This is a genomic window from Segetibacter aerophilus (assembly GCF_007991655.1).
GTDB classification, from domain to species: Bacteria; Bacteroidota; Bacteroidia; order Chitinophagales; family Chitinophagaceae; genus Segetibacter; species Segetibacter aerophilus.
Genome location: NZ_BJYT01000035.1, coordinates 23,969 through 37,020, shown reverse-complemented (window position 1 = coordinate 37,020; position 13,052 = coordinate 23,969). Strand labels below are relative to the sequence as shown.

The following is a 13,052-nucleotide window of genomic DNA, read 5'->3' as shown; positions in this document are numbered from 1 at the left end:
AATAAAAATTAAAGAACAGATGCATGCATACTTGCCTATGTCTAGGTAGTTTCTTTTTACAAAAAGTCTTAGGTGCAGCTTGTCACTTTCTTTATTCCTTGTTAAGCAGGTGTGCTGCTTTGGTTTCAGTATTAGAATTTCATGCACATTTACTTTTGGCTTTCAAAAGTTATAAGAGGTAGGAATATTTTTAAGGCATTAAGGCGCTACGTCCTTCACCACCTACTCAACAACCACGGACGTATCCTTCCAGTTCCAAAGATGCAGGCAGGCATAGGTGCGGTAAGGCGACCACTTTGAAGATATTTTGAGCATTTTTTCCTTAACTGCTTTTATATCTTCAGTTGGTATTTTATACACCTTCACCATCGCTTGTTGAATACCCAGGTCGTCAACTGCAAAAACATCTTCGCGACCAAGTGTAAACATGAGCAGCATCTCAACCGTCCATTTACCTACGCCTTTTATTTGTGTAAGCAGCTCAATAATCTCCTCGTTGCTTAAAGACAAAAGTTTAGCGTCAGTTATTTCGTGCTCAAGGCAGAACCTGGCTACATTTTGTACATAGTTGACTTTGGCATTAGAAAGGCCAATAGCCCGCAATGTTTCATACGGAGTGTCAAGCACTTGTTGTGGATCTGGCTCCTCTCCATGATAAATTTCAAGAAAACGTTTGTAAATCACTTTGGCAACTTTGGTGCTTAGTTGCTGGCTCATTATACTTGCCATTAACCTTAGTGGTACGTTCTGGCGCATTTGCAAAAGGGGTAACTGCTCAGTTAAGATTTTTGCGAGTTTTTTGTCTTTCTGCAAGTGAAGTAGGTAATCCATTTTTTAAAATTAGTACTTACAGCATTACATTGTGTGATCGTATTTACAAAAAACAAGGGCATGAAAACAAGCTGGCTCAGAACGCTTTCTCAAAAAATATTTTATCTCATACTGATTACTGCTTTGCCATTTACGGCGCTTGCTCAACGTGATGAGCAGGCCATACAACAAGTGCTCGAAAAACAGATTAAAGGTTGGAACAGCGGCAATATTGAAGAATACATGAAAGGCTATTGGCAAAGCGATAGCCTTATGTTTATTGGAAAGAATGGTCCAAAATGGGGTTACAAGACTACACTCGAAAATTATAAGAAAGGTTATCCCGACACAGCTGCCATGGGTAAGCTTCGCTTTGATTTGTTGCAGTTGAAAAAGCTCTCGCCCGAATATTATTACGTAACAGGAAAATGGGCCTTAAAAAGATCAATAGGCGATCTGGAAGGTTATTTTACTTTGCTCTTCAGAAAGATCAAGAACGGTTGGGTGATTGTATCAGACCATAGTAGCTAGGCGTTTAATCACTCTTTGAAAACCACATTCTTTTGTAGATGATAATAAGAATGATGATGCTAATTACGAGCCACACATAAAACAAAATGTTGCCCAGGTTGATGTGGTCACCGATAAAAGCATTGTCACCTTTTATAGCGGCCGTAGCAGTAATAGCAAGCCAGCAAAAAGCGATCGTGAGGCTTTTACCAATGCGTCTTAAAAAAGCAACCATTTCCGGTTCCATCTAAAAATATTTGTCTCTTTGTAAAGTTACGGCGTAAGTCGTCGTTTTACTTAACGAGCAGGTTTTCGAAATCCACACTATCTCCATTAAAAACATTGAAATCAACAGGCATGGTAATTCCGTTTACCCTTCCTCTTTCGCTGTGTTGCCAGAAGATCCAAGGGCGGTTGATGCGAGGTTTATCTTTTTCCAGGTAATGTGCGGCCCATAAGGGATAGTCATCGAACTGGCCGGCCATGTAGTTTGAGTAAAAATTCACGTACGTATAAATGATTGGCTTTACTTTATAATAATCTTCTACGATCGTAAGCCAGTCTTGAACTTCTTTGCGCATTTTCTCGGGTTTCACACCGTACAGTTGCTCTATGTCTAACACGGGAGGCAGATCCCCGGGCTCAAGACTTACACTACTGATAAAATTCTTCGCCTGCACCTTGCCACTCTTTGTAGCCAGAAAAAAATGGTATGCGCCCCGGATAACCCCGGCTTCCTTTGTCTTTTTCCAGTTGCGTTTGAACAGGCGGTCGGTATTTCCGAGACCCTCGGTTGCTTTTATAAAGGCAAAACCTATGCGCACGTCATGCACCTTCATTTCTTTTACCGAGGGCCAGTCGATATAATTCTGGTATTTGCTTACATCTATTCCGTGGATTTCGTAGCTATCAGGAATATCGATTCCGAAGGCCGGGTAACGAACAAATTTTGCATGATTTATTCTCCCGACTTTGTACCATATATAGATAAGAGAACTTACGCCGACCAAAATAACAGGAACAAAAATCCACCATTTATTTCCCGTCTTTTTCTTTTTGGTTGTACGTTTTGCCATAGCACAGCAGCATCTGCAACAACAAATATGACCAATAATGTGTGAAGTAAAAATGAAAACTTTAAGGTAGCCGGCATAAGTATTCTATGCGGCTTTGCTTGCGACGCTCCGTTTAAAGTCATATCTCTGGTCAGCTTTCGCATGCTTTGTTGTGCTATTGCCGCTTTCACGCTTTCAATGAAAACGAGTGCTTTTTCTACCGCAGCCAAAATTTATACAAGCACAAGTGTGCGACGCAACAATGTAGAATAACGGTGTTAAGCGCGGCTAACAAAAAAAATAGACTGCTTCGTTCTGACACAGACCTACACCTACGTATCAGCGCTTGCGAAAGGATGAAATTTTACCATTCCAATACACTTACAAGCTTTAATTTTACACCATGCCTTATTTCAATCTCAATGACAGTTTAAATTTAATATCTAAAATTACTCCTGCACGTGGTTGGAATGCATTGAAAGTTTGGTCGAGTTACCGCCTTAGCAGAATTTTGGGCAGGCCAATACAGTGGGGCTATCCAATCTCGGTTTCATTCGAACCCACTACTTCCTGTAACCTTCGTTGCCCTGAATGTCCAAGCGGACTAAGAGCTTTTACCCGCCCTACCGGGATGCTTAAAAAAGACTTCTTCCGACGCACTATTGATGACATTTACAAAGAGCTTACTTACCTCATATTTTATTTCCAAGGCGAACCCTATCTGAACACCGAGTTTTTGGATATGGTGAAATACGCAACCGACAAAGGCATCTATACAGCCACCAGCACAAACGCCCATTACCTTACTGATGCTAACGCAAAAAAAACCGTCGAGAGCGGCCTTGATCGTTTAATCATTTCAATCGATGGAACTACCCAGGATGTTTATAAGCAATACAGAGTTGGTGGTAACCTGGAGAAAGTAATGCAAGGCGCAAAGAACATAGTGAAGTGGAAAAAAGAGTTGAACAGTAAAAAGCCGTTTGTGTTCTTCCAGTTTTTAGTGGTTAAGCACAATGAACACCAGATCGAAGAGATTAAACAACTGGCAAAGGAAATTGGTGTTGACCAGGTGCGGTTTAAGACAGCGCAGGTGTATGACTATGAAAACGACCCAAACAACCTAATTCCATCAATAGAGAAATACAGCCGTTATCGTAAAGGTAAAGACGGAAAAATGAAGTCGAAAAGTGGACTGGGTAATCACTGCTGGAAACTATGGCAAGGCAATGTAATCTCATGGGATGGACTTGTAGTCCCTTGTTGCTTTGATAAGGATGCTGCACATCGCCTCGGCAATTTACAAGTGCAAACCTTTAAAGAAGTCTGGAACAACGACAACTATAAACAGTTCCGAAAGGAAATAATGACCAGCCGAAAAAACATTGATATTTGTGCAAACTGTAGCGAAGGTTTAAAAGTGTGGGAAGACTGAGGTTGTTTTGATTATTACAATTTTACCTATCTTCAACAACACGACCTTCAAAACAAGTAAGAATGGGCATCGAAAAAGAAATTCCACAAACCTATTTTCGCAGCCACAGGCACAAAGCTTTGGTGAATGTTTTATTTACCTCAAACTGGATCTCTGAAAGATTAAAAAAATTTTTAGAAGCTGACGATATTACTCCTCAACAATATAACATTCTCCGCATCCTTCAAACCAGCGATACACCCCTTTCTACGCTTAAGATCAGAGAACGTATGATGGATAGAATGAGCGATACAAGTCGTATAGTGGAGCGCTTGTTAAAGAAAAAACTGGTAAATAAACAGATTTGCTCTTACGATAAAAGGCTGGTGGATGTAACCATCAGCGACACGGGGGCTCAACTTTTGCAAAAGCTGGATAAAAAAACAGATGAGCTTGATTCTATCATTTCTAACCTCAGCGACCCCGAAACAGACTCCCTTAATGTGTTGTTGGACAAGATGAGAGAAAAAAAATAGCAGGGCTTTGTTTCAACATTTAAAAAATAGTAAGAGCGCATGAGGAGTTTTATTGTTACGGTACTTTCAACCTTTTTTTCCATTATTTCATTAGCACAAAAATCACCACATTACGAGTTCAGGGCAGTATGGATTGCAACAGTTGACAACATCGACTGGCCAAGCAGGAAAGGATTGCCTGTAGAGCAGCAAAAAGAAGAATTTACCCGCTTGCTCGACATGCATCAGCGCAATGGTATGAATGCTGTGGTCATGCAAATCCGCCCCGTTGCCGACGCTTTTTATCCCTCACGTTTTGAACCCTGGAGCGAATACTTAACAGGCAAACAAGGCCAGGAGCCATCTCCTTACTATGACCCTTTACAGTTCATGATTGAAGAAACGCATAAACGTGCTATGGAGTTTCATGCGTGGATGAACCCTTACCGCGCGGTCTTCAATGTTAATCGTTCTTCGATCTCGCCGACGCACGTTACCAAGTTATTTCCACAGTGGTTTCTTACTTATGGAAGTACTAAATACTTCGATCCGGGACTGCCGGAAGTTCGTGACCATGTGAACAAAGTTGTAAGAGATTTGGTGGAACGATACGACCTCGATGCCATTCATTTCGACGACTACTTTTATCCGTACCGCATCCCGGGCAAAGAGTTTCCTGATGCAGGAAGTTTTGCAAAATATGGCAATGGAATGGCCAAAGAAGACTGGCGCAGAAGCAACGTCGATTCCATCATAGTCATGCTTGGAAAAACTATTAAAAGCGCTAATCCCAGGGTGAAGTTTGGTATTAGCCCGTTCGGTGTTTGGCGAAACAAAAGAACTGATCCCCGCGGCAGCGATTCGAAAGCAGGCGTTACCAACTACGACGATTTATACGCCGACATTTTGTTGTGGCTACAAAACGGTTGGATCGATTATGTAGTGCCTCAATTGTATTGGGAAACGACTCATCCTTACGTGGGGTTTTACATGCTCCTGGATTGGTGGGCCAACAATTCTTTTGACACACAATTGTTTATCGGACAGGGAATTTACCGGGCGCTGGAACCCAAAAGCCTTGCTTGGCATAAAAGAACAGAATTACCTAACCAGATAAAGGCGATTCGGGCAAATGGTATTGCACAAGGCAGTGTTTATTTTAGCAGTGCTACGTTTTCAAAAAATCCAAATGGTTGGAACGACTCCCTTAGAAATAACTATTATAAATACCCCGCGCTCGTTCCTCCAATGCATTGGATAGACAGCATTCCACCGCTTGCTCCCTTGTTCGATAAGTTGAAGCGAGACGAGTTCAGGATCTATTATCGTGGCGCAGAGCCAATCAAAGGATTTGCTATTTATGCACTCCCTCGCAATGAAGACGAAACAGTCAACAATGCTACCCTCGTTCAGATAATTGTTGCAGACAAAACAATTGATTTAAACCTTGATAACATCCCCACTAAAGACAGGGAAAAGGTTTTCATTTCTTCCATCGATCGAAACAACAACGTAAGCGAATGGGTGAAACTGAAATAGAGAAAGTGCTATTGTGGTAACGGGCAGTGGTCTTCCATTGCTTCTCCGGTTGTGTCACACACTTGTACACCATCTTTTATAGCAGCTTTCCGTTGCGTGTGTTTATAAAACATGGTAACAACAACAGAAAGGTTTACACATGCAGCCTGTGTAAGTCAACTTATCCAGCCAACACTTAATGAGATTTTTTTTCACCCAACTTCTATCTTATATAACTTTATCGGGTTCTAAAAACAACACGCTTTATGAAATTTCTTTCCCGCACTTTTCTTCTCGCAATTTTAGGTGTAACAGCTATGTCTATGATGAAACAAAAAAAGACACGAATTGTATTTTTCGGAGATTCAATTACGCAGGCAGGCGTTGGTAAGACCGGCTTCATCACAAAGATGCAGGAGATGCTGCAGCAAAAAGGAACAGCAGCTCAGTACGAACTAATGGGTGCAGGTATTGGAGGCAACAAAGTCTATGATCTCTATTTAAGAATGGACGATGATGTACTTGCAAAAAACCCCGATGTAGTAGTGATTTGGGTAGGCGTAAACGACGTTTGGCACAAAGCATCGTCAGGCACGGGAACAGATGCAGACAAGTTCGAAAAATTTTATACAGCCATCATCAAGAAGTTCCAGGCAAAAAATATTCAGCTGGTTTTGTGCACCCCTTCAACGATTGGCGAGAAGACAGATTACTCAAATCAGCAGGATGGAGATTTAAACAATTATAGCAATATTATCAGGAAACTGGCAAAAGCCAACAACTGCAAATTGATCGACTTAAGAACTGATTTTCGTGATTATAACCTGAAGAACAACACTGAAAACAGAGAGTCAGGAATACTTACTACCGACCGCGTTCACTTAAATGAAAAAGGAAACACCTTCGTTGCTGAAAGAATGATGGAAGGTTTAGGTTTGAAGTAAAAACGAGCAATAAGTCAGATTTTATAAAAAGGTCAAAAAAGAACTAACTGTCGCAGTGAGTGACACAACAAAAGTTCGGGAGCGGGCATAAGCCGGCTACAAAAAAATTAAAAAAACAAACAGGGCAGCAATCGTTGCCCTGTTTGTTTTTTTGCTAAATTTAATAAAGGCATTAGAAACTGTTAAACTACTGGAATTGACAATTTTTGGGTAGGTAGTTACAGTTTGTATTAAGATTTTTGCTAATTATTTAGTCGTATGAAATTGCTGGTAAGATTGATTGTTGCATTGTTACCGTTGTCTGCTCTCGCCCAGTATTCAACGAAGAATTTGCATACCGTTAATAAAAGGGCTGAATTTGTTTTAACCCCCGACTCCCTTGCCCGCCAGCTTACTGCCGATTATAAAACGGATCGCGAAAAGGTTACTTCCATTTTTCGCTGGATTACAGAAAACATCACTTACAACGTTCGGCCTTTTTACAACGCCACTCACAACCCTTCTACCGCACACCTGCTTGATGATGATGACACCGCTGCGCTTAAGTCGTTAAGTGAAAGAGTAGCTATTGATGTTTTAAACAGAAGAATTGCTTTTTGCGATGGATATGCCCGTTTGTTCAAAACGTTGTGCGACTACTCGGGTATCAAGTCTGAAGTGATTACTGGGTATGCATCAACAAATGTAGGAAGAGGAAAATTTGGTTCGAATCACCGCTGGAATGCCGTTTACTTAGACAGCACCTGGCAATTGCTTGATCCAACGTGGGCAAGTGGTCATCTAACATATAGCTCCAACGATTTTATACAGTCTTACAACAATCACTACTTTTTAACTCCCGCACAGGAATTTGCACGGGACCATTATCCTGAAGACCTCCATTGGACGCTTTTGTCTGAGCCACCTTATAGAAGTGAGTTTCGTAGTTCGCCTTTTAAAACCCATGGTTTTCTAAAATTTAATGTACGGTCTTTTACACCAGGGGCAGGAGTGATTGAGGCGGCAGAAGGAGATACTTTACGGTTTGAGCTGGAAACATCGAGCGACAAGAAAAATATGATGGTGCTTGATACTGCCTTTGTAGACTCTGCCGTAATTGCTACTGCAACTCATGATATCTTCAAAAATACCGCAGTTATTTCTGGCGATAAGGTAAGATATACTTACATCCCTTCTTCGGATGCTGACAAATGGCTTAGCGTTGTCATGAATGACGAAGTGGTTATGCGGTATAAACTGAATGTCAGGAAAAACTACACTGCCGCGAAATAGTGTCGAATATCTCGTACTTCCAGTAATTAAAATTCCTCCTCTAAAAATTCGTTACTCGTTTTGGTTTTTTCTATTTTGGTAGAAATTATCAAGATATGGCAGCTCCTATTAATCAAAGAATGACGGTAAATATAGAAGGCGATTTTGTAGTTTTTTTGATAGGATTACGCATCTATAAATATCGGATGGTGCATAAGTGGCTGAATGTAGTAATGTCGATGCCGAAGATGTTGAAAGAACTTTCGCAAAAGCCGGAAAGTGGTTTTTTAGGCTCGGAAGGAAAGTTTGGAACAATCATTCAATACTGGAGATCGTTTGAACAACTTGAGGCCTACGCGAAAGACAGAAGCGGTCTTCACTATCCCGCCTGGAAAGAATTTAACACAAAAGTGAGAAGTACCAACTCTATAGGCATTTGGCATGAAACGTTCCTCGTTCGAGCAGGGGATTACGAATGCATCTATCACAACATGCCTCCTTACGGTTTAGGAAAGGTCGGGGAACTTATACCAGCTTCAGGTAAATTGGAACTAGCCGGAGGAAGAATCAAAGCAAAGGAAAACATGCAACCTCCAAATCTTACTTGAGGGATAAGAAAAAGCCTGGATAGAAAATTCTTTTCTAACCAGGCTTTTTCTTATAGTGACTTCCGATGTTTCCACTTACTGGCTTTTGCCTTGGAAAAAAGCTTTACTATAATTAGCCTTCCAAAGGTCGTAGCGCTTGAACTGGTTTTGTAATCGCGGCTCGAAGTTGCTCCAGTTTCGGGCTTGCTTAGGACTCCAAAGCACCTCGCTTAAAGCACTCATCCTTGGAAAAATCATGTATTCAATCTTGCTCGGGTAGGCCATGTACTCTGTCCACACATTTGCCTGTGCACCTAATATGTATTTTCCCTGCTCCTCGTTTAGTTCTTTCGGTACCGGCTCATAGCTATAAACTTTCTCCAAAGGAAGATAACCGCCGATGTGCAGCGAGTCGTCTTTTTGAACTTGGGAATGATCAAAGTAAACGTAAGATCCGGGCGTCATAATTACTTTATGATTTTGCTTTGCCGCAGCAATTCCACCTTCTTCTCCGCGCCAGCTCATTACGGTTGCATTTGGTGCAAGTCCCCCTTCCAGTATTTCATCCCAGCCGATTATCTGCCTGCCTTTGCTGTTTAAGTACTTTTCGATTCTTTGTATAAAATAGCTTTGCAGCTCGTGTTCGTCCTTGAGACCTTGCTCTTTAATACGCGCCTGGCATAGCGGACAAGATTTCCAATTTGTCTTAGGACATTCATCGCCACCAATATGAATATAGCGTGAAGGAAATAGGGTTAGCACTTCATCCAACACGTCCTGTATAAATTGAAAAGTAGAGTCCTTGCCTGCACAAAACACATTTTTAAAAACGCCCCACCTTTGTTGAACCTGGTAAGGGCCCGTGCCGGGGCAACCTAAAAACGGATAAGAAGTGAGGGCAGCCTCAGCATGACCGGGCATCTCAATTTCAGGGATAACCGTGATATGCCTGTCAGTCGCATAACTCACTACATCCTTTATTTCTTCCTGTGTATAAAATCCGCAATAGCGAATACTGTCATTACCTGTACCCGGGTTATGACCGATGATAGTTCCATTGCGACAGCTTCCTATCTCCGTGAGCTTAGGATATTTTTTAATTTCAATCCTCCATCCCTGGTCCTCGGTCAGGTGCCAGTGGAAATAATTCATCTTATGCAACGCGATATAATCAATATACTTTTTTACGAATTGAACAGGAAAGAAATGCCTGCCCACATCAAGGTGCATTCCCCTGTAAGCAAAGCGAGGTGAATCGACAATGGTCACTGCAGGAACCGTGAGCGAAGAACTTACCTGCACCGGCAACAATTGAATTAGAGATTGTACACCGAAAAAAGATGCATCATAAGTATCGCCATTAAGCCTTATTGCTGTAGGAGTAACCTTTAGAGTATACGTATTGGTAGTAGGCCCCGCTGTAGATTTTCGTGTAGCAATTTCGATGTATTTTCCTGCTTTTTTCTTATTTACAGGAAGCTTAAAACCGTATACTTTGAACAGGTAGTCGTTGAAAAAATTGGCTGTTTTGACGTCTTCCTTATCCACCGCAGAAATCATTGTTTTCTGACTGATTAAAAAATCTCCCTGCCCTTCCTGTACACTTACAGGCTGAGGGATGATACTTACGCGCTGGCAGGAAACTGCAGGAGAAATGGCTATACAAAGAGTAACAAAGAGGAAATATTTCAGCATAGAAATTTCATTTCTGGTTTTAGAAAATAGCAACTATCACAAGTCTTACGCGTTGGCAAGTGCACGATCCAGATGCACATAGCCTCCGTCGACATGTATGATCTGGCCCGTGGTATGGCTAGACTTTTCTGACAACAGAAAAGCAGCCATGTTAGCAATTTCTTCGGGAGTAGTCATCCTGTTTTCGAAAGGTATTTTTGAAGTAATTTCTTTCAGCTTTTCTTCAGGATTTGACAGTGTCTGAATCCACGTTTCATATTGTGGCGTCCAGCTTTCGGCCACAACAATAGCATTTACACGAATTCGATATTTCAATAATTCTACGGCCCATTCGCGCGTTAAACCGTTTCGGGCACCGTTTGCTGCAGCATACGCAGAAGTATTTCCCTGGCCAGTCTCAGCCGTTTTAGACGTAATGTTTACAATGCTCCCCCTTGACTTAATTAATTGCGGAAGTGCGAAATGCGCCAGCAGGTAATAATGAACAACGTTGCGATGCATCGACGCAATAAACCCTTCGTAACTGCCTTTTTCTAAACCTATGCCGTCATTCACACCCGCATTGTTTACAAGCCCTTCTATTCTGCCAAACTGTTCAACAATAGTGGTAATCACTTTTTCACATTCCTCAGGCTTCGTCAATTCTGCTTCTACCTGGAAAGCTTTGCCTCCCCTTTCCTCCACTTCCTTTATTACATTATTATTGTCTTCAGCACTCCTGCCAACAATAACTGGTATTGCCCCCTCCGCTGCGAGGACTTTTGTAATTCCTTCTCCAATACCTTTTGCTCCACCTGTTACAATAATAATCTTGTCTCTTAACTGTAAATCCATTTGAAATGGTTTATGGCATTTATGAAAGTAAAATCGTTAGCTATAGTAAATTTTGTAGTGGCCTTTATAGCTTCGTGCGACATCGTTGTGTCACTCACTGGTACTTTTATTCTTTTACGCAGCTTTTTTCCTACAGGCTTAAAATCACTTACTTCTATTGGGCAGTATAAGCCCTTACCGTTTGTTTTGAAGTTCCCAATCCATCGATGCCTAACTCCATAACATCTCCTTCTTTCAAATACATCTGCGGATTCATTCCAAGCCCAACGCCGGCAGGCGTACCGGTAGAAATAATATCGCCCGGAAGCAAAGTCATGTATTGACTTACATATGCAACAACAAAAGGAACATTGAAAATTAGATTGGCTGTGGTGCCGTCTTGCATCATTTCACCATTTAGCTTCAACCACAACCGCAGGTTTCCTACGTCGGCTATTTCATCTTTGGTCGCAACAAAAGGACCTAAGGGAGCAAACGTATCACAGCCTTTACCCTTATCCCATGTGCCACCTCTTTCCAGTTGAAACTCACGTTCACTGATGTCGTTATGTAAGCAATATCCAGCGACGTAATCCATTGCATTAGCTTCGTCAACATAACTTGCCTTTTTTTCGATCACTACTGCAAGCTCAACTTCCCAATCTGTTTTCTTTGAATTTTTAGGCATCACTACATCGTCGTTTGGACCGCACAACGCAGAGGTCGACTTTAGAAAAATCACCGGCTCTGAGGGCGGTGTTGCATTCGTTTCTCTTGCATGGTCTATATAATTTAAACCGATACAGATTATTTTAGAAGGTCGTGCTATCGGACTTTCGAGAGAGACATCGGCGCTTAATTTCGTTAGCTCATTTCTCTTATCATTTACAAATTGTTTCAGTCGTGCCAGCCCGCCATGCCCGAAGAATTTCTCATCATAGTCTTCACCAAAAGAAGATGTATCATACATCTCGTTGTCGATGATCACACCGGGCTTTACTTCGCTGCCATTTCTAAATCGTATCAGTTTCATATGTCAGTAATTGTTGTTTAGGTATTTAGTTTTATAGCACCTCCATCGATTGGGTAATCACTACCGGTAATGAAAGAAGCTTCATCCGAAGACAAGTACAAGATAAGATGCGCTATTTCACGAGGAGTTCCCATGCGGCCAATCGGTTGTGCTTTGCTTAGCTTCTCAAACATTTCCTCTTCTTTGCCGGGATAATTTTTTTTCAAAAATCCGTCAACAAAAGGTGTGTGAACGCGAGCTGGCGAAACGCAATTGCATCTAATACCATCTTTAATATAATCCTTCGCTACGGACAGGGTCATCGCATAAACCGCCCCTTTGCTCATGGAGTAAGCAAAGCGATCAGACAGGCCAATACTACCTGCGATAGAAGCGAGATTAACAATCACTCCACCCCCGTTTTTTTTCATTGAAGGAATGGCTTCATGGAGGCAATTATAAACACCTTTTACGTTTACATTGAATACTCTTTCAAAGTCTGCTACCTCAGTATTAGCTGCGTTACCAATGTGTGAAATACCAGCGCTATTAACCAGGATATTTATTACTCCAATTTCACTAAATATTTTGTTTACCTGCGTTTGATCCGTTACATCGCATGGATAAGTTTTAATAGTGCCACCGCTACTTTTTATGGCTGCATCAACAGCAGTAAGTGCATCGGCATTCAGGTCAACTGCATGTACAACTGCTCCTTGTGAAGCAAACACTTCAGCTACAGCCCTCCCTATTCCACTTCCTGCGCCCGTAATAACAGCTTGCTTATTTTGAAGACTAAACATGTTTTACTTTTTAAATTAAGATCGATGCTTTCTTTAACTATATACTTAATTTGATTTCCTTGCCTCGTCTAGTTTTATAACTAACTGATCTTTGTTAAAAGGAAATAACTCTTACAAAAGCTTGA

At 41.4% G+C, this 13,052-nt stretch carries 14 protein-coding genes; 7 read left to right on the top strand and 7 right to left on the bottom strand.

Annotated elements, in window-relative coordinates; genetic code table 11:
* Positions 1-222 precede the first annotated feature (222 nt).
* Positions 223-831, bottom strand: coding sequence for a DNA-3-methyladenine glycosylase family protein (locus SAE01_RS22775; RefSeq protein ID WP_147206144.1), 609 nt, complete (start codon positions 829-831; stop codon positions 223-225).
* Between the two features lie 60 nt (positions 832-891).
* Here SAE01_RS22775 and SAE01_RS22770 point away from each other — a divergent pair, with 60 nt between their 5' ends.
* The gene (locus tag SAE01_RS22770) at positions 892-1,341 is read left to right on the top strand and encodes a YybH family protein (RefSeq protein ID WP_147206143.1); all 450 of its coding nucleotides are present in this window, start codon (positions 892-894) and stop codon (positions 1,339-1,341) included.
* Between the two features lie 4 nt (positions 1,342-1,345).
* Here SAE01_RS22770 and SAE01_RS22765 read toward each other — a convergent pair whose 3' ends face one another.
* Together SAE01_RS22765 and SAE01_RS22760 are read right to left on the bottom strand one after the other, a co-directional pair.
* Entirely contained in the window at positions 1,346-1,567 is a 222-nt protein-coding gene (locus SAE01_RS22765) for a hypothetical protein (protein ID WP_147206142.1), read from the bottom strand.
* Positions 1,568-1,613: 46 nt separating this feature from the next.
* On the bottom strand, positions 1,614-2,396 hold the full coding sequence (locus SAE01_RS22760; RefSeq protein WP_147206141.1) for a glycoside hydrolase family 25 protein: 783 nt from the start codon (positions 2,394-2,396) through the stop codon (positions 1,614-1,616).
* Positions 2,397-2,778: 382 nt separating this feature from the next.
* Here SAE01_RS22760 and SAE01_RS22755 point away from each other — a divergent pair, with 382 nt between their 5' ends.
* The 6 genes from SAE01_RS22755 to SAE01_RS22730 all read left to right on the top strand — a co-directional run bounded on the left by SAE01_RS22755 (position 2,779) and on the right by SAE01_RS22730 (position 8,625).
* On the top strand, positions 2,779-3,810 hold the full coding sequence (locus SAE01_RS22755) for a radical SAM/SPASM domain-containing protein (RefSeq protein WP_147206140.1): 1,032 nt from the start codon (positions 2,779-2,781) through the stop codon (positions 3,808-3,810).
* A gap of 62 nt (positions 3,811-3,872) precedes the next feature.
* Positions 3,873-4,325, top strand: a complete 453-nt coding sequence (locus SAE01_RS22750) for a MarR family winged helix-turn-helix transcriptional regulator (protein WP_147206139.1) — start codon at positions 3,873-3,875, stop codon at positions 4,323-4,325.
* Positions 4,326-4,364: 39 nt separating this feature from the next.
* Positions 4,365-5,843, top strand: coding sequence for a glycoside hydrolase family 10-like protein (locus SAE01_RS22745; protein WP_147206138.1), 1,479 nt, complete (start codon positions 4,365-4,367; stop codon positions 5,841-5,843).
* A gap of 245 nt (positions 5,844-6,088) precedes the next feature.
* A complete protein-coding gene (locus SAE01_RS22740) occupies positions 6,089-6,766 on the top strand; it encodes an SGNH/GDSL hydrolase family protein (protein ID WP_147206137.1) in 678 nt (225 codons plus the stop codon).
* 258 nt (positions 6,767-7,024) lie between these two features.
* A complete protein-coding gene (locus SAE01_RS22735) occupies positions 7,025-8,038 on the top strand; it encodes a transglutaminase domain-containing protein (RefSeq protein WP_147206136.1) in 1,014 nt (337 codons plus the stop codon).
* Positions 8,039-8,133: 95 nt separating this feature from the next.
* A complete protein-coding gene (locus SAE01_RS22730; protein WP_147206135.1) occupies positions 8,134-8,625 on the top strand; it encodes a DUF4188 domain-containing protein in 492 nt (163 codons plus the stop codon).
* Between the two features lie 75 nt (positions 8,626-8,700).
* Here SAE01_RS22730 and SAE01_RS22725 read toward each other — a convergent pair whose 3' ends face one another.
* The 4 genes from SAE01_RS22725 to SAE01_RS22710 form a co-directional block, all read right to left on the bottom strand.
* Entirely contained in the window at positions 8,701-10,299 is a 1,599-nt protein-coding gene (locus SAE01_RS22725; protein WP_147206134.1) for a beta-N-acetylhexosaminidase, read from the bottom strand.
* Positions 10,300-10,344: 45 nt separating this feature from the next.
* Positions 10,345-11,133, bottom strand: coding sequence for an L-fucose dehydrogenase (locus SAE01_RS22720; protein WP_147206133.1), 789 nt, complete (start codon positions 11,131-11,133; stop codon positions 10,345-10,347).
* Positions 11,134-11,287: 154 nt separating this feature from the next.
* Entirely contained in the window at positions 11,288-12,145 is an 858-nt protein-coding gene (locus tag SAE01_RS22715) for a fumarylacetoacetate hydrolase family protein (RefSeq protein WP_147206132.1), read from the bottom strand.
* 17 nt (positions 12,146-12,162) lie between these two features.
* On the bottom strand, positions 12,163-12,927 hold the full coding sequence (locus SAE01_RS22710) for an SDR family NAD(P)-dependent oxidoreductase (RefSeq protein WP_147206131.1): 765 nt from the start codon (positions 12,925-12,927) through the stop codon (positions 12,163-12,165).
* Positions 12,928-13,052 lie beyond the last annotated feature (125 nt).

What these genes read in the sequence shown, in the direction of transcription:
- SAE01_RS22775 (WP_147206144.1), bottom strand. Translation starts at nt 831, where the DNA reads ATGGATTACCTACTTCACTTGCAGAAAGACAAAAAACTCGCAAAAATC.
- SAE01_RS22770 (WP_147206143.1), top strand. Translation starts at nt 892, where the DNA reads ATGAAAACAAGCTGGCTCAGAACGCTTTCTCAAAAAATATTTTATCTC.
- SAE01_RS22765 (WP_147206142.1), bottom strand. Translation starts at nt 1,567, where the DNA reads ATGGAACCGGAAATGGTTGCTTTTTTAAGACGCATTGGTAAAAGCCTC.
- SAE01_RS22760 (WP_147206141.1), bottom strand. Translation starts at nt 2,396, where the DNA reads ATGGCAAAACGTACAACCAAAAAGAAAAAGACGGGAAATAAATGGTGG.
- SAE01_RS22755 (WP_147206140.1), top strand. Translation starts at nt 2,779, where the DNA reads ATGCCTTATTTCAATCTCAATGACAGTTTAAATTTAATATCTAAAATT.
- SAE01_RS22750 (WP_147206139.1), top strand. Translation starts at nt 3,873, where the DNA reads ATGGGCATCGAAAAAGAAATTCCACAAACCTATTTTCGCAGCCACAGG.
- SAE01_RS22745 (WP_147206138.1), top strand. Translation starts at nt 4,365, where the DNA reads ATGAGGAGTTTTATTGTTACGGTACTTTCAACCTTTTTTTCCATTATT.
- SAE01_RS22740 (WP_147206137.1), top strand. Translation starts at nt 6,089, where the DNA reads ATGAAATTTCTTTCCCGCACTTTTCTTCTCGCAATTTTAGGTGTAACA.
- SAE01_RS22735 (WP_147206136.1), top strand. Translation starts at nt 7,025, where the DNA reads ATGAAATTGCTGGTAAGATTGATTGTTGCATTGTTACCGTTGTCTGCT.
- SAE01_RS22730 (WP_147206135.1), top strand. Translation starts at nt 8,134, where the DNA reads ATGGCAGCTCCTATTAATCAAAGAATGACGGTAAATATAGAAGGCGAT.
- SAE01_RS22725 (WP_147206134.1), bottom strand. Translation starts at nt 10,299, where the DNA reads ATGCTGAAATATTTCCTCTTTGTTACTCTTTGTATAGCCATTTCTCCT.
- SAE01_RS22720 (WP_147206133.1), bottom strand. Translation starts at nt 11,133, where the DNA reads ATGGATTTACAGTTAAGAGACAAGATTATTATTGTAACAGGTGGAGCA.
- SAE01_RS22715 (WP_147206132.1), bottom strand. Translation starts at nt 12,145, where the DNA reads ATGAAACTGATACGATTTAGAAATGGCAGCGAAGTAAAGCCCGGTGTG.
- SAE01_RS22710 (WP_147206131.1), bottom strand. Translation starts at nt 12,927, where the DNA reads ATGTTTAGTCTTCAAAATAAGCAAGCTGTTATTACGGGCGCAGGAAGT.